25 protein-coding genes are annotated in these 26,917 nt (G+C 64.0%); 16 read left to right on the forward strand and 9 right to left on the reverse strand.

What is annotated here, in order from left to right; all coding sequences use genetic code 11:
• Positions 1-9 precede the first annotated feature (9 nt).
• The 7 genes from ACOQPQ_RS13470 to ACOQPQ_RS13500 all read left to right on the forward strand — a co-directional run bounded on the left by ACOQPQ_RS13470 (position 10) and on the right by ACOQPQ_RS13500 (position 4,269).
• Positions 10-816, forward strand: a complete 807-nt coding sequence (locus ACOQPQ_RS13470) for a TIGR04255 family protein (RefSeq protein ID WP_420639928.1) — start codon at positions 10-12, stop codon at positions 814-816.
• Positions 817-841: 25 nt separating this feature from the next.
• Positions 842-1,495, forward strand: a complete 654-nt coding sequence (locus ACOQPQ_RS13475) for a hypothetical protein (protein ID WP_420639929.1) — start codon at positions 842-844, stop codon at positions 1,493-1,495.
• Between the two features lie 6 nt (positions 1,496-1,501).
• On the forward strand, positions 1,502-2,224 hold the full coding sequence (locus tag ACOQPQ_RS13480) for a hypothetical protein (RefSeq protein ID WP_420639930.1): 723 nt from the start codon (positions 1,502-1,504) through the stop codon (positions 2,222-2,224).
• A 262-nt stretch (positions 2,225-2,486) separates the two neighbouring features.
• Entirely contained in the window at positions 2,487-2,852 is a 366-nt protein-coding gene (locus ACOQPQ_RS13485) for a DUF6933 domain-containing protein (RefSeq protein WP_420639931.1), read from the forward strand.
• Positions 2,849-3,202 carry a plasmid pRiA4b ORF-3 family protein gene (locus ACOQPQ_RS13490; protein ID WP_420639932.1) on the forward strand — a complete coding sequence of 118 codons (354 nt, stop codon included), beginning with the start codon at positions 2,849-2,851 and terminating at the stop codon, positions 3,200-3,202. The genes ACOQPQ_RS13485 and ACOQPQ_RS13490 overlap by 4 nt, the downstream gene beginning before the upstream one ends.
• A gap of 183 nt (positions 3,203-3,385) precedes the next feature.
• Entirely contained in the window at positions 3,386-3,571 is a 186-nt protein-coding gene (locus ACOQPQ_RS13495; RefSeq protein WP_420639933.1) for a hypothetical protein, read from the forward strand.
• A gap of 17 nt (positions 3,572-3,588) precedes the next feature.
• A complete protein-coding gene (locus tag ACOQPQ_RS13500; RefSeq protein ID WP_420639934.1) occupies positions 3,589-4,269 on the forward strand; it encodes a hypothetical protein in 681 nt (226 codons plus the stop codon).
• A gap of 160 nt (positions 4,270-4,429) precedes the next feature.
• On the opposite strand, the gene ACOQPQ_RS13505 is transcribed toward ACOQPQ_RS13500, so the two are convergent.
• Complete coding sequence (locus ACOQPQ_RS13505; RefSeq protein WP_420639935.1) at positions 4,430-5,074, reverse strand: DUF433 domain-containing protein; 645 nt, start codon at positions 5,072-5,074, stop codon at positions 4,430-4,432.
• A gap of 407 nt (positions 5,075-5,481) precedes the next feature.
• Here ACOQPQ_RS13505 and istA point away from each other — a divergent pair, with 407 nt between their 5' ends.
• The 5 genes from istA (at position 5,482) to radC (ending at position 10,644) form a co-directional block, all read left to right on the forward strand.
• On the forward strand, positions 5,482-6,774 hold the full coding sequence (istA, locus tag ACOQPQ_RS13510; RefSeq protein ID WP_420639203.1) for an IS21 family transposase: 1,293 nt from the start codon (positions 5,482-5,484) through the stop codon (positions 6,772-6,774).
• A complete protein-coding gene (gene istB, locus ACOQPQ_RS13515; RefSeq protein ID WP_420639936.1) occupies positions 6,771-7,691 on the forward strand; it encodes an IS21-like element helper ATPase IstB in 921 nt (306 codons plus the stop codon). The genes istA and istB overlap by 4 nt, the downstream gene beginning before the upstream one ends.
• A 235-nt stretch (positions 7,692-7,926) precedes the next feature.
• Complete coding sequence (locus tag ACOQPQ_RS13520; protein ID WP_420639937.1) at positions 7,927-8,598, forward strand: DUF5343 domain-containing protein; 672 nt, start codon at positions 7,927-7,929, stop codon at positions 8,596-8,598.
• Positions 8,585-9,109 (forward strand): TIGR02391 family protein, encoded by a 525-nt coding sequence (locus ACOQPQ_RS13525; RefSeq protein WP_420639938.1) that lies wholly within the window; start codon positions 8,585-8,587, stop codon positions 9,107-9,109. Before ACOQPQ_RS13520 ends, ACOQPQ_RS13525 begins: the two co-directional genes overlap by 14 nt.
• Positions 9,110-9,954: 845 nt before the next feature.
• The gene (gene radC, locus ACOQPQ_RS13530) at positions 9,955-10,644 is read left to right on the forward strand and encodes a RadC family protein (RefSeq protein WP_420639939.1); all 690 of its coding nucleotides are present in this window, start codon (positions 9,955-9,957) and stop codon (positions 10,642-10,644) included.
• On the opposite strand, the gene ACOQPQ_RS13535 is transcribed toward radC, so the two are convergent.
• The 4 genes from ACOQPQ_RS13535 to ACOQPQ_RS13550 form a co-directional block, all read right to left on the reverse strand.
• Positions 10,616-11,710 (reverse strand): hypothetical protein, encoded by a 1,095-nt coding sequence (locus ACOQPQ_RS13535; protein WP_420639940.1) that lies wholly within the window; start codon positions 11,708-11,710, stop codon positions 10,616-10,618. The genes radC and ACOQPQ_RS13535 overlap by 29 nt on opposite strands.
• A 71-nt stretch (positions 11,711-11,781) precedes the next feature.
• Positions 11,782-13,275 (reverse strand): N-6 DNA methylase, encoded by a 1,494-nt coding sequence (locus ACOQPQ_RS13540; RefSeq protein ID WP_420639941.1) that lies wholly within the window; start codon positions 13,273-13,275, stop codon positions 11,782-11,784.
• 114 nt (positions 13,276-13,389) lie between these two features.
• Positions 13,390-15,756, reverse strand: a complete 2,367-nt coding sequence (gene hsdR, locus ACOQPQ_RS13545) for an EcoAI/FtnUII family type I restriction enzme subunit R (protein ID WP_420639942.1) — start codon at positions 15,754-15,756, stop codon at positions 13,390-13,392.
• A 130-nt stretch (positions 15,757-15,886) separates the two neighbouring features.
• Positions 15,887-17,341 (reverse strand): hypothetical protein, encoded by a 1,455-nt coding sequence (locus tag ACOQPQ_RS13550; RefSeq protein ID WP_420639943.1) that lies wholly within the window; start codon positions 17,339-17,341, stop codon positions 15,887-15,889.
• Between the two features lie 474 nt (positions 17,342-17,815).
• On the opposite strand from ACOQPQ_RS13550, the gene ACOQPQ_RS13555 reads away from it, so the two are divergent.
• Positions 17,816-18,586: a sugar phosphate isomerase/epimerase family protein gene (locus ACOQPQ_RS13555; protein ID WP_420639944.1), complete on the forward strand. Its 771-nt coding sequence runs from the start codon at positions 17,816-17,818 to the stop codon at positions 18,584-18,586.
• Between the two features lie 13 nt (positions 18,587-18,599).
• On the opposite strand, the gene manB is transcribed toward ACOQPQ_RS13555, so the two are convergent.
• Positions 18,600-19,943, reverse strand: coding sequence for a phosphomannomutase/phosphoglucomutase (gene manB, locus ACOQPQ_RS13560; protein ID WP_420639945.1), 1,344 nt, complete (start codon positions 19,941-19,943; stop codon positions 18,600-18,602).
• A 54-nt stretch (positions 19,944-19,997) separates the two neighbouring features.
• Entirely contained in the window at positions 19,998-20,825 is an 828-nt protein-coding gene (locus ACOQPQ_RS13565) for an enoyl-CoA hydratase (RefSeq protein WP_420639946.1), read from the reverse strand.
• A 154-nt stretch (positions 20,826-20,979) separates the two neighbouring features.
• Between ACOQPQ_RS13565 and ACOQPQ_RS13570 the strand changes: the two genes are divergently transcribed.
• The gene (locus ACOQPQ_RS13570) at positions 20,980-21,288 is read left to right on the forward strand and encodes a hypothetical protein (protein ID WP_420639947.1); all 309 of its coding nucleotides are present in this window, start codon (positions 20,980-20,982) and stop codon (positions 21,286-21,288) included.
• A gap of 15 nt (positions 21,289-21,303) precedes the next feature.
• Here ACOQPQ_RS13570 and ACOQPQ_RS13575 read toward each other — a convergent pair whose 3' ends face one another.
• Positions 21,304-23,964 (reverse strand): hypothetical protein, encoded by a 2,661-nt coding sequence (locus ACOQPQ_RS13575; protein WP_420639948.1) that lies wholly within the window; start codon positions 23,962-23,964, stop codon positions 21,304-21,306.
• A gap of 58 nt (positions 23,965-24,022) precedes the next feature.
• Entirely contained in the window at positions 24,023-25,021 is a 999-nt protein-coding gene (locus ACOQPQ_RS13580; RefSeq protein WP_420639949.1) for a hydroxyacid dehydrogenase, read from the reverse strand.
• A 124-nt stretch (positions 25,022-25,145) separates the two neighbouring features.
• On the opposite strand from ACOQPQ_RS13580, the gene ACOQPQ_RS13585 reads away from it, so the two are divergent.
• Positions 25,146-25,997: an SDR family oxidoreductase gene (locus ACOQPQ_RS13585; RefSeq protein ID WP_420639950.1), complete on the forward strand. Its 852-nt coding sequence runs from the start codon at positions 25,146-25,148 to the stop codon at positions 25,995-25,997.
• A gap of 43 nt (positions 25,998-26,040) precedes the next feature.
• Positions 26,041-26,880 carry an acyl-CoA thioesterase gene (locus ACOQPQ_RS13590; RefSeq protein WP_420639951.1) on the forward strand — a complete coding sequence of 280 codons (840 nt, stop codon included), beginning with the start codon at positions 26,041-26,043 and terminating at the stop codon, positions 26,878-26,880.
• Positions 26,881-26,917: the final 37 nt, after the last annotated feature.

Here is a 26,917-nt window from a genome sequence, read left to right on the forward strand (position 1 = left end):
CGTACGGCCATGGGCGACCGCGAGATCTACCCGAACGCTCCCCTTGTTCTCGTGGCTTGCGAGATCCGGTATCCGACGGCGGACCCATTGACGCGTGCGCAGCAACGCGACTTCAAGGCCGCGCTGGCACACCGGTTTCCACTGATGAGGTCTGTAACAAGGGAGAGGGTCACCGTCGTCAACGGTGGGCCGCCAGAGGTGACTCAGGAGACGGTCCCGAGGTTCGAGACCAGAGATCGAACCTCGGCCGTGACTCCAGGACCCGACGCCTTGGTCGTCGAGACGACCGAATACGAACGGTACGAGGTGTTTCGTGAGTCACTTGAGACGGCGCTCCAAACGCTGGCGGACCTCAACCCACCTGATGGCGTCGAGCGCGTTGGTTTGCGTTACATCGACGAAATCCGTGTCCCGAGGCCGGTCAGCGAATGGTCCGATTGGTGCAACTGGGTGAACCCCTCTCTTGTCGGACCAGCAGAAAATGGGGCGCCGCTAGGGCTCTTGGCGCTCGACTGGCAGGGCTTGATGCGCTTCACCTCAGGAAGCAGCAATATGGTCGTGCTCCGGTACGGACCGCGTGAGGGGTACGCAGTCGATCCAAGTGGCCCTCTGCGCCGAGCGGGTGGTGTCCCTGAGCCTTCGCCCTACTTCCTTCTCGACATTGACAGCTTCTCCGAGGCCACCGACGAGGTTCCGGCGTACGAAGTGGCGGAGCTTCTCAACACGGTTGACGAGCTACACGCACCGGTGCGCGAACTCTTCGAGTCGGTGATCACCGAGGACCTACGCCGCGAGGTATTGCGCCAACATGCATAGAGTGATTTCCAAGCCCGGACATGCCATGGCCACCGACCGTGACTTGTCCCTGCTGTCGAGCGACGGAACAGTCGCCGACGAGGTGGCCCCTGCACCGAGGGTGTCCGAGACGCAAACGTCGTTCCTGGCGTTGGCCGACGAGGCCGGTTTCCTGCGCACACGTTCGAAGATGCTCACCGACGATGTCACCGAGTTGCATCAGGACGCTCAGCTCGAGGAGTTGGAGGAGAGGGCTCGGAACCGGGTGAAGCTCAACGTAGAAGAACTTCTCAATCGACTCTCCGGGCTTGGCTTTGCGTGGCGAGATGTCGCTCGCATGGTCGGCGTCAGCGTCCCCGCCGTTCAGAAGTGGCGAAGAGGCGAGTCTGCATCCGGCGAGAATCGGTTCAGGCTCGCCCAGTTGGTCGCAATTTGTGACATGGTGGCAGAAGACCACTTGGTCATCGATGTCGCAGGTTGGTTCGAGGTGCCCATCTCGTCCGCGGCGCCGCTGACCCCGCTCGACCTCTTGACAGCGGGTAGAGACGACCTCGTTCTTGAGCACGCAAGTGAACACGTGTCGGCGGAGGAGATCCTGGACCGTTTCGACGACGGGTGGCGTGACCGTTATCGAAGCGAGTTCGAGGTCTTTGTCGCGGCGGACGGAATGCCCTCCCTCAGGCCGAGGGCCGACAGGTAGCGGGGCATGGCAGGCTCCCTTGAGGCGCCACAAGGCTCTAGAGAACACTGGCACCGACAGCTCTACCGGGCGACCGGGGACGATGTCACACCACAGCGCCCAATTTTCACCGGTGACGTATTCACCGATGTCGAGGTCGTTCTTCCTGGCGCCAAGACGAAGCCCCGCAGACTGATCCTGCTGACACATCCGTGCTCCATGCGGAGCGATGGTGTGCGCCTGCAGAAGCGTCTCCTTGTTGCCTTGGTTCAGGACCGGGCGATCGCCACTGGTGAATGGCCTTCAGACGGCTACTACGACCTCATGCCGCTTCCGGACCTGACCAGTCCCGGTTCAAACGAGGTAACGAATTTCTTGGACGTGACGGTGGTCGAATCCAAACACTTGGAAGTGAGGAACCGAATTGCAACCCTCGAACTCTTCGGCCTCAACCTCTTGCTGCAGCGATTCGTCCACCAACTCACGCGCGTCGTCGTGCCGACTGCTGACATGGCCGAGGCGACGCTCCCGGTCTTCGAAGAGGTTGACATCATCGAGGACTGGATCATGACCGCTGCTGGCCGCGGCCTCACGGTCGAGGAGGCGGCGCAGGAATGCCACAATTGGTTGCGTGGCGAAGTTGGTGGTGTGTCCAGACAAGCCCTCTTGAGCGAGCCACAGTCACGATCTCGCATTCGCCGAGAGGCCTCTGCCGCCGCAGCCGGTCAGGCGCAAAGGAGCGCCGACTGATCTGCATCTTCGGCCTGCTGCATGACGTGACCGTCGTGCAACCCTCCCGCCGCGCAATACCCGGCCGCCCACCGTCCGGTGTTGGGGCAGATCATGTTGCTGGTTGTTGCGGGGCGTTGGCCATCTGGGGCGTCGCCATAGGTGACGAATACTGGATGTGGCTGCGATGGATTGTCAGACGGGGCAGAGTGGGTGCGTTCTAGTCATCCGTGGGACCAAGAGGCTGCGGAACCGGTTGCGTGCTGCCCCGAAGGCAACCGATGTGAATGAATCGACCACCATGCTCGGTGACTGGTTTGCCAATGCGCTGTTCTGGAAGCCCCAGGTGGCGCTGTTCGTGAACGCTCGGACGATGCTGCCGGTGTACGTACCGTTGGCGCCCGCAGCAACGTTGCTCGAACGAGCGCCAGCCGCGATCGCTGTGGTGCTGCGGGCGCACGGCCTGCCGGGGGACCTGGTTGACGCTGAGGCGGCGGCGATGGTGGACGTGCGGGTGGGGCCGACGAACGATCGCCAGTTGGTCGGAGTGATGAACGAGTTTGCGTTCCAGGCCGAGCGATTCTCACTTCGCACCCAAAGCGAGATGCTCACCGTGTCAATAAGACGTTGCACCACCTCCACGACGTGATCCAGGTGTCGTTCGGCTGGTTCGACTCGCATCTGCATAGTTTCGACATTGACAGCGAGCGCTACGGGATTCCGTACGAGGACGACTGGACACCGATTCGGGACGAGCGGCGAATCAGCATCAACCAGGTCGCCGGTGCCGAGAAGATCCCCTATACCTACGACTTCGGCGACTGGTGGGAGCACGATGTCGTCTTCGAGAAGACGCTGCTGGCCGAGGAGGTCGGAGCGGTGCCGGACTGCATCGACGGTCGGTGGGCGTGTCCCCCCGAGGACTCCGTCGGCTACGGGGGCCATGCGGACCTGCTGGAGATCCTCTCCGACACGAGCCACCCCGAGCACGCCGAGTGACTCGAGTGGCTGGACTGGATCGGACGCGACGATTTCGACCCCAACGCCTTCGACCCCGACCGTTTCGCCGAAGACCTCTGGATTCCCTGACTCGCATGCTGACCTCGATAGGGGTGAAGCGAATCGTCACACCCCGTGGGTATTCTTGAGGAAGCAGTTTGCAGCCCTAGAGGAGAATGGAGCATGTCTACGAACACTGACCTCTTTGAGGTGACGAGCGACGAGGAACTCGACCAGCTCGTCGAACTGACGCTTCGCGACGCAGGCACTGAGCTTGCTGAACTCCGCCGACAGGCTCACGAGGGCCGGTTCGACTCGGAGAAGCTCCGTCGAGCTTGGTTCGTCATCGAAGGCTTGGGCCGCGGCTGAACGGCAGCCCTGGACGCGTGGCGGACGATCTCGACACCCAGGCGCGCCGTTTCGCAGCCGAAACGTCCGAGCTACTGAACGGGACGGTCACCGACGGAATCCGGATGTCGGCTCTCAGCACTACGAGAGGTCGCACGATCATGGGTGCTGGGGTCAAGAAGACCCAGGCAAGCCCAGATCCCATCCCCATCGCGCCATCGGGTAGCAAGGCGCTCGTGTACCTCTACCTCATGCACTCCTACGAGCTTGACCCGGAAGGGGTCTACCTCACGATGAGCACAAGCACGATGAGTCTCTACACGTCGCCGGAAATGGAGAACGATCAACTCGTCGTTGGCATCGACTACGTCCGGACTCCAGGTAACCAGTACCCCGGGTCTCATTTGCACGTCGCCGGACACCGAGAAGACCTCGACGCGATCTACCTGGGAGATGAACGCAAGACGCGCCAGCTTCGCGACCTTCACCTGCCTGTTGGTGGCAAGCGGTTCCGTCCTACCCTCGAGGATCTCATCGAGTTCATGGTTACAGAGGAAATGGTCGTCCCTCGCCCGCAGTGGAGACGTGTGCTCGATGAGCATCGCGATCGGTGGACAAGAATTCAAGTGAAGGCGGCGACGCGTCGCTACCAAGAGGACGCGGCAAGGGCTCTCCGAGAAGCAGGCTGGCACACCTCGCCGCCGCAGTCGGCCACGTAGCCTAGGCCCCATTTTCGATTCCGGGCCTACTTCCTCGGACGACCGCCCTTGGCGCTTCAGTCCCTTCCCATCAGCTCCTGCATTGCAGCTGTCGCCGGGCCAACAGGAAGCTGATCCTCGTGAGGGACTCTTGGATGCTCTGGTCGTTGGCCCCCCACTCCTACGCTGCTCTGAGGCGGGTTTCCAGTTGGAGCGCTTCCTCGACGGCTTCGATGGGCAACGCCTGGTAGAGCTGGTGGATCGCAAGGGCATCGAGACCCCGGTCCACGTGCAATGCATGGATGCTCGCGCTCGGTACTCGTGATTTCTCGATGCAGGGCTCACCGGCGAGAACCCACGGCGAGATGTAGGTGTGGTCCGACGGACGAACCAGGCTCGGTCCCCAGAGTTCGCCACGGGACACGCCCTCGACGGGTTCGTCGAGTTCGAAGACGTCGAGAACCTCGATGAGGCCGTCGAAAGTCTGCTGCCCGGTGAATCGGTCAACGTCCTCCTCGCCAATCAGGAAGATGGTGCCATCGCTGTGGACGTGCGGATCAATGTCCGAAGTCGTCAGCAGCTCGCGCAAGTAGACAACGCGCTCGGCCGCGGCCGAACGTTCCATCTGCTTGCTGCGCAGCCATACCAACAGACGGGCGTAGACGATGTCGCGGTATGACCAGCCTCGAGGCTTGGCCGCGAACCAGTCCGGCTTCAGCACCCCGGTGGTTGCCCAATCGTGAAGGGTCCCCTTCGGCACGGCAGACAACTGGTGGGCGCGCTCGGCGTCGTATCGGCCGCGGGGGTATCGGAGCGCACGAAGCACCAGAGCCCGATCCTCCGCGGTGAGGAGTCTGCGAGCTCTCGACACGCCTCAAGTGTCGCAGCACATGCAGCCTGCGGCCCGCCATTTCGGCTCGCATGGCGTGCTGGGGTGGTCGGCGGGTGAGTCTTCTCGGGGACTGCGGCAGCAAAGGGGGCTACACGAATCGGTCGGAGATCCTCTCCGACACTGGCCGCCGCGCGGTTCCACTGACCGCCACTGCGCGAATCCCAAAGACCGTTGACACCCCCTTCAGCCGCTGTCACAAGTCCTTGACCACGCTCACGGGGATCTCCCCAGTTCTGCTCATTGATTTTCCCCACTTCTGAGGGTCCACCTGTTGGGGTGGAGCCCCCTTTCATGCTGGCGGTTGCGACACCGAGTCAGCGACGAGAAGGGGTCCTGCCGCAATGTTGTTACCGGAGGAAGACGTGGAGATCACATCGTTGAGGAAGCAGGGTTGGTCGATCTCGGCCATTGCCCGTCATGTTGGTCGGGATCGCAAGACGGTGCGGGCCTATTTGAGTGGGGAGCGGGTACCGGGTGTGCGCGGCCGGGCCGAGTCGGATGTGTTCGACCGGTTCGAGCCGTACGTGGCCCAGCGGTTGAGGGATGATCCGCATGTGCGGGCCACGGTGTTGTTCGCCGAGGTCGTCGGGCTGGGGTTCGAGCGTTCGTATCAGACGTTCACCCGCCAGGTTCGGAACCGGGGGCTGCGTCCGCATTGCGAGCGGTGCGCGTCGAGCAATGGGCGAGCGCACGTGGATATCGAGCACCCGCCTGGGGAGGAGATTCAGTGGGACTGGTTGGAGCTGGATGACACGCCGTGGGGTGTCAAGGCGTTCGTGTTGGTCGGGGCTCTGTCGTGTTCGGGGAAGTTCCGGGGCTGGTTCTCCGACTCCGATGACCAGCCTCATCTCATTGTTGGTCTTGACGAGGTGCTGCGGCGGCTGGGTGGCACTGCGAAGCGTTGGCGGGTGGATCGGATGGCCACGGTCATCAACCCGCAGAGCGGCCAAGTCCAACGGAGTTTCGCTCCGGTCGCGAAGCATTACGGGGTGGGTGTGGACCCGTGTCCGCCCCGTCACGGGAACCGCAAGGGGGTGGTGGAGAAGGCCATCGACTACCTGACCCAGTCGTGGTGGAGAACTGCTCGTGTCACCACACCGGCCGAGGCTCAGGCGGGCCTGGACGCGTGGTGCGCGGCCATGGCCGATGCCCGCCGCCGTGACGGCTCGACCGTTGCTGAAATCGCCGAAACCGAGCCGTTGTTGGCGTTGCCGCCGGTTCCGTTCCCCGCCGAGGTCATCGAGGTCCGCACCGTGGCCGCGAACGCGCTGGTGTCGTTGTGGGGCAACCGCTATTCGGTCCCACCCGGCCTCGTCGGCGCGCAGGTGCAGATCCACTGGCGTGTCGGCGAACCCACCATCGGTGTGCACGCGAACCGCCGGCAGGTCTGTTTGCATCGGCTGGCGCCGCGTGGCGCCCAACAGACCGTCCGGTTGCCCGAGCACACCGAGGCGTTGGAGAACGTGGTGCTCGGGGCGTTCAACACCGACAAGCCCTGTCGCCGCAAACTGAACCGGCCACCAACCGACGCTGCGTTGGCGTTGGCTGCGGAGCTGATCGGCGAAGCGGCCGCAGCCGATCCGGTGATCGACCTCGACGTTTACCGGCGCCTGGTCGAAGGGGATCTCCGATGACCAGAAGCGAGACCATCTATCAACAGGTCCGGACCCATCTCACCTACCTGAAGCTCGGGGCCATCGCCGAGGCCCTGCCCGGCGAACTCGACGAAGCAGCCAACCAGAAGCTGACCCACACCGAGTTCTTGGAACGCCTCTTGTCGATAGAGGTGGACGCCACCGAAGCCCGCCGCCACGCCGGCCGGATGCGGTTCGCGAACTTCCCCGCACCATGGCGACTCGCCGACTTCGACTTCGACGCCCAACCCTGCATCGACCAGGCATTGATCCGGGACCTCGCCACGTGCCGCTACACAGAAGACGCCACCAACGTGTTGTTCATCGGCCCGCCCGGCGTCGGCAAGACCATGCTCGCCATCGCCCTCGGACACGCAGCCGTCGACGCCGGACTCCGCACCTACTACACCACCGCAGCCGATCTCTCCGCCCGCTGCCGCAAAGCCGCCGTCGAAGGACGCTGGGCCAACACCATGCGGTTCTTCAAAGGCCCATCAGTGCTCATCGTCGACGAACTCGGCTACCTGCCCATGCCCGCCGAAGACGCCAACGCCTTGTTCCAAGTCATCTCCCAGCGCTACCTCAACGGCTCAATCATCTTGACCACCAACCGAGGCGTCGCCTCCTGGGGAGAGATCTTCGACGACACCACCATCGCCGCAGCCATGCTGGACCGACTCCTGCACCGCTCCGTCGTGTTCAACATCACCGGCGACAGCTACCGCATGCGCACCCACCGGGCACGAGCCCGAAAACTCGCCGACGCAACAACCGCCACCTACAATCCACACACCACCAGGGTGGGGAATTTCGATGAGCAACCCTGGGGAAATTCAGCGAGCGGCGTCATCCTACCGCTCGTTACATCCAATGGAGCCCCAAACACCGAAGAGCCCAGATCAGAGCGGTCCCGCTGACACCACCCTTGCCACGAACCCACCCCAGCATCTGCCCTTCTTGTGCGTGCGTTCCCGCCCGATTGCCACGGTCTCGCGAAACCATGGCACCGAGGCTTCCGCGTGCCCATCGAGCTGTGTCACCTGCGGCGATGGCTTCGCAGGAACTACGTTGTTGGAATTTTGCAGTTGTAGTTCGCTCCACCTCACCGTATCCTGGGTCCGTCAAGCAAGTCCTCGTCAAGGGAGACCCTCCATGGCAGAAGCAAAGGCAAGGAATACGTATCCGAAGCTACCCGCCAAGAACTGGTGGACGCTCCGTGAGCGCTTCATCAACTCAATGCCGAATAAGGTCGACGCCGACTACCTGCAATCGGTCCTCGGCCTTTCGACGCCGGCATCTGCTGCAAATCTGATCGGTCCGCTGCGGGCCATTGGGCTGATTGATGATGAGGGTGCCCCCACAGCAAGAGCACTGGAATGGCGGGACGATTCCACGTACCCGTCGGTCTGCGAAGCAATCATCGCAGATGTGTACCCCGACACCCTTCCCTCAGCGTTTCCGAATCCGGCCACCGATGCACAGGGCGTCAGCGGCTGGTTCTCACGAAACACTGGCGCTGGCCGAAGCGCTTCGACGGCCATGGCGGCCTTTTATGCCTTGTTGGCGGACGCAGACCCCGAGGGTCGCACTGCGAACTCCAACGGAGCGACCAAGAAGCAAGGAAAGAAGGCCGACTCGGCCAGGACAAAGGGCCCTGCAACCAGGGGCAACGCAGCAAGCAAGAACGACGCGGGCAGCCGAGTCCAGAGAACGGACCCTGAGGTGAACATCAATCTCCAGATCCACATCGACTCCAGCGCTTCAGCGGAGCAGATCAATCAGATCTTCAAGAGCATGGCGAAGCACCTTTATGGCGGGGGCTGAGAGCAACTCGACAGGCGTTCGGGCACTCCAATGGGCCAGGGCCCTCGAGGCCGAACTCCGATGGCTGGGGCTCGGTCGGGACGCTGGCCAGGACAGCTCTGGCAACCAGGAATCCACTTTCGATGAGGTCGTCGATGACGACGACCTCATCGCCATATCCCGGGACCTGTTCCTTCATGGCCACTATTCCTCGGCTGTCCTTGAGGCCTACAAGTGCTTGAACAACTTCGTCAAGGGCAAATCGGCCGTGGCCGACAAGGATGGCGCGAAGTTGATGAACCACGTCTTCTCAGCGAAGGACCCAGTCCTAGCGGTAAATGAGCTGAGTTCCCGCTCTGAGCGGGATGAGCAAACCGGCTACATGCAGATCTTCGCGGGAGCGATGACGGGCATTCGCAACCCTCGCGCCCATGAGCACGGCTACGAGGATGACCCTGCTTCCGCCTTGGAGCTCCTTGGTCTTGCAAATCACTTGATGCGTGTGGCGCGCCGTGCCACGGCCCCAGGGTAGGGCCAGCATTAGTGAGGGCAGTACAGTGCCACATCCAGGTGGCAAATGCCTCATCTCTGCAGCTACTGCCGGTGTGACCGAATTAACGAGAGTGGCGCAGTAACTCCACGGTCGGAGACTCCGTTGACGATGCCGGATCCACTTCGTGGACGAGAGTGACACAAGGCGCAAGAGCCTGCTGTCAGCTATGGCAAGACTCGCCTCTCGCACCCAAGTGTTCGCCGCCAAGGGCAAAGATCAGACCAACTCGCGAGACTTGACTCTCCAACACATGGTCCCGATTCTCAGAGAGCAGGGTGTGAACCGCCTGGTCCCGGACTCTAGGGAGGGTCAAGACAAGCGGGACCGAACAACGATCCACAGATTGGTGGGCAGCGATCCTCAGCCAGCCTTCGGCTACACGCCCTTGCCGTCTTCAGATGAGCCGCTTCTTTGGGTTCCTGATGCGACCGCCTAGGCCTACGGGTGGGGTGGCCATTGGCGCCGACTGATCTGCACTCTTGGCCTGTTGGAAGACGTGACCGTCGTGAGGACATCCTGACGCGCAAAACCCGGCCGCTCACCGTCCGAAGAGGAGCCGAGCCTACTTCTTCGGGCTAGTGCCCTCGGCCTCTTCATTGTCGGCCACCAGCTCCTGCCTTTCAACTGTCGCCGGGTTGATGAGGAAGCTACGCCTTGTGAGGAACCGCTCGCCGGGGTGGCGTTTGAGTCGCAGCGGAAGTCGGCCATGGACTCAAGGTGACCCGGGTTGGCTGTCACAGGGCGGTTGTAGCCTCCCAGCATGGAAGCAACCATCGGTGGCGGAATGTCCGGGCAGGCAACCATGACAGCGGAGTCGGACACACGTGGGTAGTCCGTTTTCCGCACTGCCCTCCCGTGCCCGGCCACGGGAACGGTTGCTGTCCGAGGGTCGGGAGGCGCTCAGCGACACTGAGCTTCTTGCTCTGCAACTGCGGAGTGGCACGACCGGGGCGAGCGCGAGCGACCTTGCGACGGCACTCCTGGCAGAGTTTGGAAGCCTTCGGCGGTTGGGCGAGGCGACTGTTGAGGAGTTGGCTCGCCTTCCCGGGGTCGGGAACGCAAAGGCCTGCAGCGTGGTCGCCGCGTTCGAACTGGGACGTCGGCTACCACTCGATGATCAGCCAGAGGTGAGCTTGGCCCGCGCTTCTGACGTTGCTCAACGTGCTCGACACTCTCTCGCTGGGCTGCGTCGTGAGCGGGCCATCGTATTCGTGTGCGACCGCCGCGCTCGGCTGCTCCATGAGGTGCAACTCTCTCAGGGAACGGCCGCCCGCTCCCTCATCGAGGTGCGTGAGGTCCTCAACGCCGTGCTGCGCCACGACGGCGCGGCGTTTGGACTCGCACACAATCACCCGTCAGGAGATCCTCGGCCCAGCCAGGCCGACGTGGAACTCACTCAAGACGTGGCGAGCGCCGCCAAGACCGTGGGTCTGCGGTTCCTCGGTCACATCGTCATCGCTGGTGACGAGTGGGCAGAAGTGAAGATCAGGCCAAGCCAGCGAAGGCTTGGTTGAGCGCAGAGCCAAGGATGCCTCTTTGCAATTTGCCGCTCTGTTGACACAGAAATCTGGTCCTCCCAACATGATTGAGAATGGAACTCAGCCGGAGGACAGTTTCGTCCTGTCTCCTCATTGTAGGTACTGGGACGGCAATCGATTCTAGTTTCCTCTTACCCAGTTCAGTTTGCTTAGTGGTCTTTGCACTCTTGACTTCTTCAATCGCCAATTGTCCCTGTGGGCTACGGAGGAAGAAGTTTAGGAATGCTGGCTGAAGCCTGTCTAAATTGGGACGTACCGAGAGTACGTGTGAGTCGAAGGGAAGTCCGACCGCGTTGCCGGGTAGGCACGATCGGCCAATCGTGCCCTCTCCCGTAGAATTCACGAGTACATCAAATTCCCCCACCCGCTTTTCAGTCTTGACTAGTTCAGCCCAGAGCGAGTCTACTGTTCGTGCTCTGCTTAGGGTCATACCATCTCTCTGAACACAACCCTGATTTACACAGAGCGAGTTGGAGTCTGGGTCATATTGTGGTCCAATACCTCTGTGCACAGTAGCTATACTAGAGATATATTCATACGTCCTGTACTCATTGAATTCCTCATGAAATGCTGACTGTTCAAGCGAGAGTAGAGTTTCATTGCGGTAATCCTGTTTTCTAGGTAGCCCCTCAACCAATTCATTCATCTTGTCGAGGTGGGTGGCGATTCGTCGCTGCTCAGTGATGTCTGGGAGAGGGATCTCAACCTTCAGCAGGGCCTCTGGGGCGACTCTTTGCCGACGGAGTCCAAGTCCCTTGCGACTATCTGCGACCTTTTCATGAAAGTCTGACCATCTTGCGATGTGGGCAAGGTAATCCGACAATACTTCGGTATTGTCTAGATCGAACGCGGGAAACTCAGGTGAGACATGTACACCGTCAAATTCATCGGGGACAATTGAGATGGCACCTTCCCACGCGAAGAGGCGGCTGTACACGAGCTGACCAGCTTTCAGCTTGGTTAGCTGCTTGTAAGAGGTGTCAAGTCCAAGCAAGTCACTCTTGCGGAAGAGGCCTCGCCCGCGGTTGAGCATCCCTGCCATCGGATAACTCTCATTTGGTAACACGGCGACTAGATTCTGGCTAGGCCGTACAATTGTTCCCAAAGGCTTCCTCATTGGACGCTCCCGACCTCAGATTCCAGCTCCTCCAGGAGGCCAATGATCTCACGTTCGGTGTCGATGAGTTCGGCGACCAGCTCTGCAGGTGGTCGGTGGGTAAGGTCGTCGGGGCGGTTCGGGTTCTTGAGGTCGAGATTCCACCCGGACTCAGCGATTGCAGATGCGTCGACCTGCCAGGCCCGCTCAGTCTCGACACGGCCGCGTCGATCTGCCCCGCCCCACCACTCGATACAGTCGGCAAACTCGCCGAACTTCATCGGCCGGGTCTTTGAGTACTTCTTCCGGTCGTCCGGCGTAGGTATCTCGTAGAACCAGACTTCCTTGGTCGGCCCTGTCTTCTCGAAGAACAGCAGATTGGACGGGATGTCGGTGTACGGGGCAAAGACACCCGATCCGAGACGCACCACGGTGTGGAGATCACAGTTCGTTAGCAGGTCCTTCTTGATGCGCGCTCCTGCGCCGTCGGCGAAGAGGACACCGTTCGGCACGACGATGCCGCAGCGACCGCCTTGGTCCAGCATCCGCTGGACGAGCTGCATAAAGAGCCAAGCCGTCTCGGCGGTCTGCGCGCCCGCTGGGAAGTTCGCCAAGATTGCTCTCTCCTCCTCGCCGCCGAAGGGAGGGTTCGTGAGGATGACATCCACCCTGTCGGCCCGCTTGATTTCAGTGAGGGGTTGGGAGAGCGCATTGCTCTTCATGAGATTCGGGCGTGCCAGTCCGTGCAGCAGCAGGTTCATCGTGCCGAGCAGGTAGGGGAGCGGCTTCTTCTCGATCCCGCGCAGATCGAATGCAAGGTCGTTGCGCTCAGCGACCGTGTTGACCTGGGGATGGAGATGTTCAAGGGCCTCGACAAGGAACCCGCCGGTGCCACAGGCGGGATCGAGCACGATCTCGCCGAGGCGTGGGTCGATCATTTGAACCATGAACCGGATCACGGGACGAGGGGTATAGAACTCCCCTGAGTCGCCCGCGGCATCCCGCATTTCCCGCAGCATCGACTCGTACAAAAATGCCATCGTGTGAATGTCCTCGGATGAGGTGAAATCGACCTTGTTGACCTGTTCGATCACGTCGGAGAGCAGATAGCCGGAGTCCATCCTGTTGTGCGTCTCCTTGAAGACGGCAGCGAGGACGTCCCGAGGGTCTCGCTCGGCGTTCCCCTTCAAGTCACGCAGATACGGAAACAAGTCGTCGTTCACGAACTGCAGCAGCTCGTTGCCGGTCAGGCCGTTGATTCGGTCGGCAGCCCAGTCACGCCACCGGTATGGCTCCTCGATGGCCTTGCTGAAATCGTCCTCGGTGATTTCGCGCTCCATCTCCAGACCGTCGAAGGCCTTGAGGAACAGAAGCCACGCCAATTGAGGAATGCGGTCCAGGTCGCCATTGAGGCCGGCGTCCTTCCGCATGATCTGGCGGGCCGAATTGATGACCGCCTTCAACCGCGCCTGCGGTGTGGCCGGTGCTTGGGACTTCTTCTTTGGGGCCACGGGCCTCCTCGTCTCAGGTGGTGGCTGGGCGGTAGTTGCCTAGGGTGGGTTGGTCGTGGGATCGGGTACCGCGCCGGTGGTCTTCCAAATGGTCGTGAGGGTTGGTCTCTGGCATCAAGCGGCGTACAGCTCGTCGTGCAGGGCCGCAATTGCGGACCGTAGTTCCTCTGCGCCCCCGAACCGATCGGCAAGCTCCACGGGTGAGCCCATCTCTGACAGGGGTGGCACCCTCAGGGATGCCGAAGCAAGTTCCCCAGGTCCGAAGGCGCCGTATTTGTTCAGCAGCTCGTCAAGGACGAGTCGTGCCTCGGGACTGTAGTTCTCGAAGAACGCCTTGCTCTCCGCCCGAACTCGGCGCACGCGGTCGAATCGCGAGGCCAGAGGCTCGTTCCAAGCCAGATGCACGAGGAGGTCGAGCGGGTCGGCGTCGTGCAGGCCGGTGTGGTCAAGAGCATCATCCAGATCGATGCCCCGAGCAGTAAGGGCGTCGATGACTTCCTCGCGAGTCCCTGCTTGGCCCCAGCGTTCGCGGAGTTCGGCCGCGCTGGACACCAGCCTGCGCACGGAGTCGGCGACAAAACTCTGGTACTGAACCAGCCGCAGCCGCCTGGTGTTCGGGTCGAGGCAGTAGACACCCTGGGCGACGATCCAGACAGGTTCATCATCAACGTAGAACTTCCTGGCCCTTTCGTCGTCGTCGAGGTCTTGCTCATCGGGCTCATCGGGTTCTGCATCGCCGGGAAAGTCGAGGTCAGGCTCGTTGACTTCACCTGAGTCGTCGACAACCTGGCCGGTGTCATCGATCTCTTCGTCGGTCTCCACCAGTGGCGGACCGTCGAACTCTGGGTCTTCGAACAGCCGCGTCGCCCCGCAGTAGTCGATGATCTCGAACTGCCACTTGTTGGTATCGGGGTCGAGCCTGGTGCCGCGCCCGATAATCTGCTTGAACAGGGCCATCGACCCGACAGGACGAAAGAGGACGATATTGCGCACGGCAGGGATATCGACCCCCGTGGAGAGAAGTTGAGAGGTGGTCGCGATCGTCGGTGACTGGCGCTCAGGGTCGGAAAATTGGCTGAAGAGGCGGTCTCTCTCGTATTCGGCGGACACGATCCGCACTACATAGTCAGGGTCGCCGGCGGTGATGTCGGAATTGGCGTTGTGCAGTGCACGGCGCATGGCGTCGGCATGTTCGCTGTTGACACAGAAGATGATCGTCTTGGCGTCCCGACCGTGGCGCTTGAGGTAGTCAGTGAGATGGGCGGCGGCGGTGTCCGTGCGGGTCAGGAGCGACACCACTCGCTCGAAATGAGCGGTTTCATACAGTCCTTCGGGGATCTCGTTGCCGAACAGGTCGAGTTGTCCCTCCTCTGGTGCGAACCCGAAGGCATCGGCGCTGAGTACCACGCGACGTACGGCGTAGGGTGCCAGAAACCCGTCATTGATTCCTTGGGCGAGGGAATACTCGAAGATAGGTCTTCCGAAGTGCCGGTAGGTGTCGGCGTCTTCGTTGACGATCGGAGTTGCCGTCAGCCCGATCTGGGTCGCAGGCCCGAAGTACTCGAGAATCAGTCGCCAGGCCGAATCATCCCTGGAGCTCCCGCGGTGGCACTCATCGACAATGATGGCGTCGAAGTAGTCGGGCGGGTACCCGCGGTACCAACTGTCCTGACCTGCTCCGAGGTTCTGGTACAGCCCGAAGTAGATGTCGCGGCCCGTCTTCATCTCACCGGCGAACTTGTGAATCGCGTTCTCACCGAAGACCGGGACAAACTCCCGCTGCCGGGGCTGGTCGATCAACACGTTGCGGTCGGCGAGGTACAGAATCCTCGGTTTGCGGCTCTCAATCCAGCCTGTCCTCTGCAGCTTCCAGGCGATCTGCATGGCGAGAAACGACTTGCCCGTCCCCGTCGCCATCACGACCAGGAGGCGCTTGTCCCCGGCCAGCACCCGCTGCACGGTTCGGTTGATGGCAATCCGCTGGTAGTAGCGCGGCTCCTTGACCCGGCCGTCGGAGAGACGAAGCTCGCGGTTGAAGGGTTCGGTGTAGGCACCGGCAGTCTTCTGGGTCAGCCCCTTGGACGACTGGAAGTGGCTCCAGGCCTCCGCCGGCGTCGGGAAGCGTGCGTTGAAGTCCTCTTGGCCGGTGGCCATGTCGATTCGGACCGTGATGGTGCCGTCTGAGGCGTAGGCCAAAGGGATGTCGAGGAGCTGCGCGTAGACCCTGGCCTGGCCGATGCCGTCGGACGCCTTGCCCGTGGTCCGCTTGGCCTCGACGATGGCGACGGGCACCCCTTTGACCTCAAGGACGTAGTCGGCTCGGAGTGGCCTGTCCCGGCGGTGCCGATCGCCGAGCGGGAGGATTCGTCCGTCGGTGATGCGGAACTCCTCGATGATCTGGTCGTCGGCCCACCCGGCGGCAAGCAAAGCCGGGAGAATCAGCTCCCGGCAGGTTTCACTCTCGGTGCGACCCGACGCCACGGCCCAACTCTACGAAACGCACGCCAACACCGACGGATCGCCGCCACGGGAACGATGACGAGACCATTGAACTCCTCCACCAGAATTGGCCAGCCACTTGCCGGACTTCGCGGTTGCTCAACTCTTGGGGCTAAAGCTCTCCGTTCAATGCAGCGCATCCACTCTCGTAGGGGGCGCTGCCGACTGTCGCCGATCGAGCCAGAGCACAGTCAGGCGTGACCCACTCGAGGTGCCCGTTTGCGTGAGTCGACAGAATTCCTGGATCATCGGCTGTTGGCTCGTGGTTGGCTGTCGGGTCAAGTATCACCTCTCCAAGTACCGGTGGCTCGCCATTCTCCCTGCGGCTGCGATCCAGTGCTTCTACGACCCAGATGTTCCGGGGCCAGACCGCAAGCCGGTATTGGTGGGCAAGGAGCGGGTCGAGATTTGGGCGCAACTTGAGTCCTTGCTTGTAATCGCGGCCTCTGAGTCCATAGACGCGGTACCGAAGTTCGTTCCGGCTCTCGGCCTCTGCGAGTGGACTACTGGGGTCGCTGGCAATGTGCTGTTGGAACCACCACCGCCCTATGAGTTCGGCCCGCTCCGCGGTCATGTAGATCTTGGGTGGCAAAGGGAGCAGAGCAGCCTTCCAGGGCTGGTGGGATGGGCTCTGTTCTTGCCAAGGATTGTCAACTCGGATGTAGGGGCCCTTGGCATCATCGTGTCGAAAAAGCGTCAGCCTGTCGTGACCGGACGACTTTGACCACTGATAGGCGACGACCAACCAGGCGTGGTTGTTGGAGATGACAATCGGTGGCAAATTGCTGTTGATGTGTCGACACATGATGTCGTACAGGCCCAAGTAATCAGCCTGCTCGCTGGCAGACCGGTCAAGGGGAAGCGGCAACTGAGCGGGAGACAGCCCAAGCTTGTTCATTCCTGCCAGCATTTGGTGCACCGTCAGGCCCTCTGAAGGGATTTGTCGATTTATGACCACACCACCAGTGGAGCATTCATGAATCTCTTCAGGAATACGCCTAGGGGTGGCTCCTCTGAGGTGGCTCAGTTGCAGCGCCATCCAAATCGCAGCATGAGCACATCGCAAGTACTGCCCATCTTGGCTGATGAAGGGCATCGCCTCGATGGCTAACGGGTGCCCCAGGAGGTCGACAGTCTCGGCTCCCGCGCATGCAGTTGAGGCCGAGAGGGGAGGAGGTGGCTTGATCATTGTCCTGCTAACCGGCATCGATGGAAGCGGCCGAAGGATTGTGTAACCGATGTATTCATCTTGACTGAACGAGTGGAACTCGGGATCAACTGGTCCAGTGAAGAAGTGGGCCCGGTGGCACACGGATGCATAGCGCCGAAACGTCGTTGAGTAGAACTCGGAGTGTTCGCTTCGCCAGTCGACGTCGATATAGCGCGGCTCTATGACTACGCTCCTCACCGAGTGTTCACGGGCAAGCTCGGCGATGCGTTCCAGGGGCTGGTTCCCTCTGCCTCTACTGTAGAACGCGATGAAATGATCCCAGAATGACAATTCTGTGGCGTCGTGCAGGACGGCCGGAGGCTCATCGGCTGGCGTCCAGCCGCCGAACAGGACCATCGGAGGGATAGTTCAGCTCACCCGAATGTTCGCGGTGCCTTTGATTACGAGGCGTTCAGCTTCGCGTAGATCCTGGAGTTGTCTGCGCAACTGCTCGTCGAGGCTGTGATCTCTCACGACTCCAAACGTTCGCTCTTGCTCCGATCTGTCCACGTTCCTGGTCTCAGCCTTGTTCATGCACACCCCTCCTTTGCTGTGACGTTGAGGCCGTTGCCCAAGCCTCCGGGGTCGCCACTCGGGCAATCCAACTCTAGGGGATCCGTCGATGTTTGGCACAGCTTCCCCTGGAATCGAGGGGCCACCGCCGTGGCTGGTGGGCCTGACGGGCCTCCTCAGGACGGCCTATGCAGTGGACCGGGGTGGTGGCCTCCTTGGCCGGGGGGCTGGGGCTGGGCAGTAGGGTGGCGGGGTGAGCGGGCGAAGTCGTTGGTGCGTGGCGGGTTGGTGATGGCGGGGGAGGTTTATCTGGGGACGGTGGCGATTGAGCCGAATCGCTGGGGGTTGGTGGAAGCCGGTGGGGAGCCCTTGACGCGGGTGTCGGAGTGGTTGGCGGACATCGAGGCGGCGGGGTTCGACGGGTTGGAGCTGTGGGAGCGTCACGCCCGGTCGGTATCCGATGAGGAGCGGGACGCCGTGGTGGCATCGGCCGTGCCCATCAGAATCCTCAGCTCCTACACCAGTTGGGACGATCCTGATGACGCGATCCGAGCGGAAGCCGCGGCGTGGGTCGAGCGGGTGGGGGCGGACGGCGTCAAGTTCAACGTTGGCAGCGACCCGGAAGCCGTCGGCGACTACACCGAGCGGTTGCGAACATTCGAGGCGGCAGTGCCCGAGGGGGCCCGGCTGCTGTGCGAATGCCATTTCGGAACGGTGGCCGAAGACCCGGTGGTGGCTCGGGACATGTTCGACGCCGTGGCGAACCCCGAACGGCTGAGCGCCATCGTCCACCTGCACCCCATGGCCCGCGACGAATGGTCGGCCCCTCTCGCCGTGCTCGGCGAGCGGGTGGGCCACGTGCACGTGCAACTGGCCGAGGTTCCCGCCTCCACCAGCGTTGCGGAATTGGCCGAGACGTTGCGGCCCGACGTGGAGGCTATCCGGGCCGCGTCCCCCTCGGTCACGTGGACCATCGAGTTCTCCCACGGCATGTGGGGCTTCGGCGTCGACCACGGTGAGAACGACCATCCGGCCTACATCCTCCAAACCGCTGGCCGAGATCTCGAGGCCTTGCGGGCCGTGCTCTGACCCTTTTCGTGGATCAGCCGATGAGGGCCTGAACCTCGGCCACCCGCTGTTGGACATCGGCCACGGTGGGCGCTTCCAGATTCAGCCGCAGCAGGGGCTCGGTGTTGGAGGGGCGCAGGTTGAACCACCAGTCGTCCAGCTCGACGGTGAGCCCGTCCAGGCGATCCTGACGGGCGTACGAATAGGCACGGGCCACCCGTTCGATGACTGCCGCCGGGTCGGCGACGGCCCGATTGAGTTCCCCGGACGCGGCGTAACGATCCACACCGGCCACCAGGTCGGACAGTCCGGCGGGATGGCGACTGAGGGCCTCCAGCACCACCAGGGCGGCAATCAGCCCGCTGTCGGCCCGGTAGTTGTCCCGGAAGTAGTAGTGGCCGGAGTGCTCGCCACCGAACACCGCTCCGGTCTCGGCCATGGCCTGCTTGATGTAGGAGTGGCCCACCCGGGTGCGCACCGCCGTCCCCCCGCCCTCGGCGATTACCTCGGGCACCGACTTGGAACAGATCAGGTTGTGGAGCACCACCGCACCGGGGTGCTGGTCCAGCAGCGACCGGGCGATGATGGCCGTGGTCAGCGACCCGGAGATCGGCCGGGAGTTCTCGTCCACCAGGAACACCCGGTCGGCGTCACCGTCGAAGGCCAGTCCCACGTCGGCCCCGACGGCCTGCACCCGCTCTTGCAGGTCCCGCTGGTTTTCGGGCTGGAGGGGGTCGGCGGGGTGGTTGGGGAACGTGCCGTCGAGTTCGGGATACAGGTGGTCGAGCACGGGGGCCAGCCCGTCGAACACGGCGGGCAGGACCAGGCCCCCCATGCCGTTGGCCGTGTCGGCCACCACCAACAGCGGGGCCAGCCCGTCGCAGTCCACGAACGAGCGCACGTGTTCCACATAGCCGGGGAGCAGATCCCGAATCGTCCGGGTGCCCCTCGTCGCCGCGGGGTCGGCCCCGGCGACGGCCATGGCCTTGATGGCCTCCAGGCCCGTGTCGGCGCTGATGGGAGCGGCCCCGGCGCCGCACATCTTGATGCCGTTGTAACCCGCCGGATTGTGCGAGGCGGTGAACACCGCGCCGGGCAGGCCCAGGCTGCCCGAGCCGTAGTAGAGCATGTCGGTGGCGCACAGCCCCACGTCCACCACGTCGACCCCGTGGTCGAGCGCACCTTGGCCGAAGGCGGCCGCGAACTCCTCTCCCTCCGGCCTCATGTCCCGACCCACCAGCACCGCGCTGGCCTCCGAAGCGGCCACGAACCGGGCGAAGGCCCCACCGATGGCCTTGGCCCCGTCGGCGTCGAGCTGGTCGCCCACCGTGCCCCGCACGTCGTAGGCCTTGAAGATGGCGTCGTAGTCGGTGGTCACGGCGGCTGCGCTAGTGGTTCCGCACCACGGAGGGGCTCGTGGTGGGTTGCATGACTAGGACTGCTTGAGGTTCTGCTTCATCTCGTCGAGTTGCATCAAGATGGGGTAGCCGCTGACGCTGATGGCGTTGCCGTGGCCCACGCTGTGGACGTCGAACACCGACTGCAGGGCGGTGTAGTAACCCTGGACGTCGAGGGTCTGGTTGACGGCCCGCTTGGCCTGGGCCAGCCCGAAGGGGTTGTTCCGGGCGATCTGCACGGCCAGCTCGTGGGTGCGGTCCCAGAGCCGGTCACGAGCCACGGCCTCTCGGGCCAGTCCGATCTGTACGGCCTCCTCGGCCCCCAGCGTGCGCTGGGTGAACAGCAGGTCCTTGGCCCGGCGGGCGCCCAGCTCCCAGGTGTGACCGTGGTACTCCACCCCGCCGATGGCCATCAGCACCACCGGGTCGGAGAACTCCACGTCGTCGGCCACCACCAGCAGGTCCAACGGCCAAATGAGGTTGAGGGCCCCGGCAATGGCCTTGCCCTGGATGGCTCCGATGGTGGGCTTGGGGATGTTGCGCCAGTGCCAGGAGTAGCCCAGGTACTTGCGGGCCTCCCACCGGTAGATCTTGTTCAGGTGCCAGGCGCCGTCGGGCTCCGCCAGCGAGACGGCGTCGGGGTCGGGGGCCGAGCCGCCCAGGTCGTGGCCGGCCGAGAAGTGCTTGCCCTGGCCCCGCAGGACGATGACCGTCACCTCGTCGTCGTACTCGGCCGCTGAGAAGCAGTAGTGCAGTTCGTCGAGCATTCGCTCGTTTTGGGCGTTGGCCTTCTCCGGGCGGGCCAGGGTGATGGTGGCCACCGCGTCGGCGGTCTCGTACTCGACGTATTTCAGCTCATCCATGGGGATCCTTCCTTCTGCGACTCACCACGACAGAGATGGAAGTGGTTGCTTGCCGCCGAGGTGGTGGGTAGCGTGGAACCAGCAGTCGGAACCGGCACCGCCCCCGAGCATAAAGGGTTCCCCTCAGAATCCAAGAGACGACGAAGGGAACCCCATGGCAGTGAGCGAGATGGAGCGCACGGAGTTGGCCAACCGGCTTGTGGAGGCCATCGGCAAGGAGTCCACCGAGACGCTCATGAAGTGCATCATCCCGGAAGGGCGAAGCCAACTGGCCACCAAGGAAGACGTACGCGTCCTCGGAGTCGAGTTGCGGGCGGAGATGGCCGAGTTGCGGGGCGAGTTCGCCGAGTTGCGGGGGCACACGGATTCTGCCCTGGCCCGACAGACCCGGCTCATTATGACCACCATGGTGGGTTTCATGCTCACCATCTGGGTCACGCTGCTGGTGCCCGCCATCCTCTGATGTCGGGGAGGTCGGTCACGCTTTGAGCAAGGCGGCCGCTTCCAGCACCTCGAGGGTCTGTTCGGCGATGGGGTCCCAGTCAAAGACAGGGCGCCGATCGGCCGTGGCCTGACGGGACCGTTCCAGGGCCTCGGGAGTAAGGGCGTCGAGGCACCGGGTGAGGTCCTCGGCACTCTCGCCGTAGCGAATGTCGGCCCCCGCAAAAGTCTCGTCGAAGAACTCCCAGTTGCTGGTAATGGCCGGCACGGCGGCCCCCAGGCAGTCGAACGCCGTACCGGTCGTGAGCATGCCCGAGGGGGCGAACGGCAGGACGACGGCGTCGTAAGCCATCATGCGCCGGAGGTACCGATGGGTATCGACATGGCCGTGCTCGGCGATGATCCGGGGATCATCGGGCACGGCCACCGACAGGTCCACCCGGATGACGAGTTGGACGTCATCACGGCGGCAGGCGGCCACCGCGTCCACCACGCCTTGGAGATCCTTTTCCTGGCGGGGGCTGCCGATCACGGCCAGTCGGAGCCCGCACGAGGGCCAGCCCTCGGCCGCTTCCACGTCCTCCCGGGTGGTGGAGGCCACCGCTTCGTAGTCGCGCCCCCAATGCCCGTGGGGGATGACGTGGTGCCGGGTGTCGGCGCCGTAGTCGTAGGTGCTCAGGGCCACGGCCTGCCCGGATCGGCTGTGGTGGACGACGGCATCGGCGGCCTCGGCCCACTGCTGATAGCAGGCTGCCGCCTCGCCGGACTTGAAGAAGTGGGGCAGCAGGTTGTGCTGGGTCCACACGATGGCCGTGCCCGAAGCCCGGATCTGTTCCAGCACCTCGGCGGTACGCTTCGGGTCGACGCCGCTCCACCACTCGGGCCAGGCCATGTGCAGCACGTCCACGTCCTGCAGCCTCCGCACCAGGCTGTCGTCGGGGAAGCCCATGGCGGTGGCCACCACCCGGTCGGCCAGGGGCTCGTACAGGGAACGGTCGTAGGGATGGCCGTGGATGGTGCTGGCCACCCGCAACCGGGGGGTGACCGTCCAGGTGAAGTTCACCGCGGCGGCCGGTTCGAGTTCGACGTGGTGTACCCGGGGCAACTCACCCCAGAAACTGCGCCACTCGCTGATGCCGTCGGTGTCGACGGTCACCACCGGGCCGGCGTCGCAGTTGACGTCGAGCGGTCGGGTGGCGGTCTCGGCCACGGTGAGGGTGAGCGGCCCAGGCAGGTGGCCGGGATCGTCGAAGCGGAGGTGCTCGGTCACCTCCAGCGAACGGCCCACCACCCGGTAGGTGGCGGTTCTGCTCCCGGCGACCGAGGGCTCGCCACTGCCCACCGGGGCCCACCCGTGGTGGGCGATGGTGACCTCCCCTGGGCTGTGCTCCACCGAAGCCGGCAGACCGGCGGGAACCAGTGGCTTCTCGCCGGCTCCCGCCAAGTTGCCCGCGCCCCGTGGGTTGATCACCGGCAGCATCACCGGGTGTCCCGAGGTGGGTTGCTCGAACAGGCCTGGCCCCCGGGGCGACGGGGCGTAGTCGGAAGAGAAGCCGAACACGGTGGGTAGGGCGAAGGCGAGCGACGGGGAACGGTACGCCCACAGGGTGGCCGGCTGAGTCGACTCGAAACGGATGAACCGGTCGGCGGGCCCGTAGGCCCCGGTGGGCGGACCGCCGGTGGTGTCCGGTCGCCGGCGCAGCTCCAAGGCCGACAGCAGGAGCTTGCCGTAGATGTCCAGGGTCAACTGCAGGCGACGGGCCGGCCCCCGGTAGAACATCGGGGCCCGACGCTGGTGGGCGGCGATCACCCCGTTGGGGAACCACCCCAGCAGATCATTGAGGGTGCTGTCGGCTCGGGTCAGCCAGCGGTCCTGGGCGGTGTCGAGATCGCGTCCCACCACCACAGCGGCCAACTCGACGGTCATGGCCATGCCCAGCGAGCCGATGGATCGACCCCAGGTGACGGCCCCTCCGGGGTGGGCCGCCCCGTCGAGGTCGTCCAGCACCCGAGTCAGCCCGTCGGCCCACGCCGGGCCGATGTCATCCACCAGCGGCTCGGCGAACAGGTACATGTCCGGGGTGTAGATGTCGTAGTGGACGAAGGTGCCCATGCCGTCGTTCAGCCAGCCGGTGGGGCTGGAGAACAGTTCGGTCACCTGGCCCAGCAACCCGGCCAATTCGGGAGCCTCCCGGTCGTCCCGTAGGCGGGCCAGGGCCCGCAGGCACCGAGCGGCCACCACCGCGAAATTGGGGGGAATGGCATCGGGCTCGGCGAGGCGGTCGATGATGCCCGGCGAGTGGACGGCCTGGAGCACGGTGTCGCGCAATTCCGGCGGCACCGCGGCCAGGCCGCCGATGCGCAGGACCGTCTCGCCCACCCGATAGCTGGCAAACGCCTCCACGGTCGCCGGGTCAAGGGTGTCGATCAGCGACGGGATGCGGGCGCGAAGATCGCAGTCGGCCACGTGGTCGACGCCGCAGTCGATGAGCAGGCCCAGCACGTACAGCAGGTCGGCGGTGGTGTCGTCGAGCACTGGGTGACCGGCGTGGAAGCGGGGAAGTTCCAGTTCGGGGGCGGTTGTCTGCTCGAACTCGGCCAGCTTGTCCACCACCGCGGCCACCAAGCGGTCGGCCAGGGCACCGGCGGTGACCGGTCCCTTCAGCGGGGGCGCGGGCATGGCAAAGTCGAGGCTCATGGCACCGCCGGGGCCGCCGTCGGACAGCCGTTCACCGCCCTGTGGTCGACGGGAGCGCTCATGCCATGGTGGCCAGCCGGTCGCGGGTGACCTCGTTGAGGGCCGCCTCGCCCGCCGACCACCGGCGGATCTCCTCCACCACGCAGTCGATCATGCGATCCAACTCGGTTCCCTGGCTCCCGGCGAGGTGGGGGCTGATCCACACGTTGGGCAGTTCGAGCAGCGGGCTGTCTGCGGGCAACGGCTCGGGTTCGGTCACGTCCAGCACAGCATGGAGCCGACCCGAGGTCACGTGGGGGAGCAGGGCCTCGTGGTCGATCAAGGATCCTCGGGCGGTGTTGATCACCGTGGCCCCGTCCGCCATGGCGGCCAGCTCGGCCGCACCGATCATGTGGACCGTTTCGGGTAGGGCCGGCGCATGCACGGACACGACGTGGGCGGTGGCGCACAGCACCTCCAGGTCGACCTTTGTGGCACCCAGTGCGGCCGCCTCCTCGGCGCTCACGTAGGGGTCGTACAGCGTGACGCTCAGGTGGGGGAAGGGCCGAAGCAACTCCATCACCCGCCGTCCCACGAGCGAGGCCCCCACGATGCCCACGGTGCGGCCGTAGTTGCCCCATCGGCGGTCGTTCATCGCCCCCAGTTCCGCGAAGTCCACCGGGCCTCGTCGCCACAGGACGCCCTTGTTGGCGAAAAAGATGGTGGCCAGGGTGAACTCGGCCACCGGTTCGGCGTTGGCGTTGGCCCCGCTGGTCACCCGGATGCCGCGGCCCCACACGGCGTCGGTCACGGTGGCCTTGACCGAGCCGGCCGCATAGGCGAACAGGCCCAGCCGGGGGGCTCGGTCGAGCACGGAGGCCTCCAGCGGTGGACACCCCCAATGCCCGACGATCACCTCGGCTTCGGACAACACCGCCTCGGCCTCCTTGTCCCACGCGCCGATGGGCTCGGCGTTCAGCAGCGAACCCAGCTCCGCCAGTCGGTCGCGTTCGGTCGGGCCGAACACCTCCAGTTCCGGCCAGTGGGCGATGGCGATGGCGGGCGCCTTCCTGCTCACCCCATGAAGTCTGGCAAGGCCACCGGCGGTGGGCCATTCCCGGTTGGCCCCGCTGCATGAGCCGGGGAGCTTCGGGCTACGGTTTTGACGGCTTCGTCAGGGCGATCACACAAGGGAGCAAGCCATGGCAGATCTGGTGAATTACGAGGGCAAGCGCGTGGTGGTGGTGGGGGGCGCCACCGGTATGGGGGCGGCTGCCGCCCAGAAGGCCGCCGCGCTGGGGGCTCACACCATCGTGTTGGACATCGCCGATGTGGCCTACGGGTGCGACCAGTCCGTCCACGTGAATCTGAGCGATCAAGCCAGCGTGGACCAGGCCGTGGAGGCCATCGATGGTCCTGTGCACGCGGTGCTGGCCTGCGCCGGGGTGGCCGACGGCACCCCCAACCTCATGCTGATCAACTTCACGTCCCAGCGCCATCTCATTGAGGCGCTGATCAAGTCGGGCAAGCTGGGGCGGGGCGGCTCGGTGTCGTTCATCTCCTCGGCGGCTGGCATGGGCTGGATGTCCAATCTGGATGCGGTGAAGGACTTCCTGGCCACCCCCGACTGGGACACCGCCGCGGCCTGGATTGACGAGCACGAGGGTACCGACACCTACACGTTCAGCAAGCAGGCCATCAACGGCTACGTGGCCGCCCAGGCGTTTCCCTTCTTGCAGAAGGGGCTCCGCATCAACTCCATCATGCCCGGCCCGACCGACACTCCCTTGGCCCGGGCCAACGCCGATCTGTGGTTGGGATTCGGGGCCGCCTATCGGGAGGCTGCCGACGTGCCCACCATGGTTCCCGAGCAGATGGGCGACACCCTGCTGTTCTTGAGCAGCGACGCGGCCAGCGGCATCAACGGGATCTGCTTGCTGGTGGATCAGGGCCACACCAACGCCTCGTTGGTGGACGCCTGGGACGACCCCTTCGTGAAGGTCATGGCCGGGATGATGGAGTTTGACCCTTCGATGTTCGGCATGGACGAATGAGCCATCCCAGCCCGATGCCCGTCGCGACATCCCACTCGGAGCGATGACCGACCGCGACCCGGACCTGTTGGCCTTGACGCCGGTGGGTCCGCGGCGTTACCGGGTGTCCCAACCGGCAGAGTCGGCCGAGGGCCGAGATGTGGTGTTCAGCGGGCAGTTCATGGCCCAGATGATGATGGCGTCGGCGCAGGAGGCCGACCCGGCCAAGGCCATTCGCTCGGTGCATGCCATCTTCTCCCGCCCCGGCACCTACACCCTGCCCATCGAGGTGGACGTCGAGTCCATGCAGGCGGGGCGAACCTGGGCGAGCGACACGGTGACCGCCACCCAGGGGGGCAAGCTGCTCAGCCGGGCCATGATCCTGTTGAACACGATGGACGACGATCTCATGCGCCACGAGCCCACCATGCCCGAGGTTCCCGGCCCCGACGGGCTGGACGCCGGCTTCGCCTTCGTCTTCCCGAGCGCCGAGTGGCGTCCGGTTCCCGGCGAAGCCGACACGGGTGGGGCTCCGGTGGAACGGGCGTGGCACCGCTACGAGCCGGGGGCGGCAACCTCGGCCGCCAACCAGGGGATTGCGGGCTGGGCCACCTGCGGCAGCATCATCGGATTGGCCATGCGCCCCCACCCCGAGGTGGCTCGCATCGAGGACGCCCACCGCACCCTCAGCACCGGGGTGATCGCCCACACGATGCACTTCTTGGATGAAGTGGATGTGTCCCAGTGGCTGTTGATCGAATTGTGCGCCACCAAGGCGGCCAACGGTCGGGTGTACGGGCAGGGCCAGGTGTTCACCGCCGACGGTCGGTTGGTGGCAACCTTCCACCAGGATTCCATGGCCAAGGCGGCTCCTGGTCTTCTGGACCCTGCCCGATCCATGTGACCCGACCCTGAGAACCCCTTGATAGGCGGCCGACAGG

This window comes from Candidatus Poriferisocius sp., from assembly GCF_965219775.1.
GTDB lineage: Bacteria > Actinomycetota > Acidimicrobiia > Acidimicrobiales > Bin134 > Poriferisocius.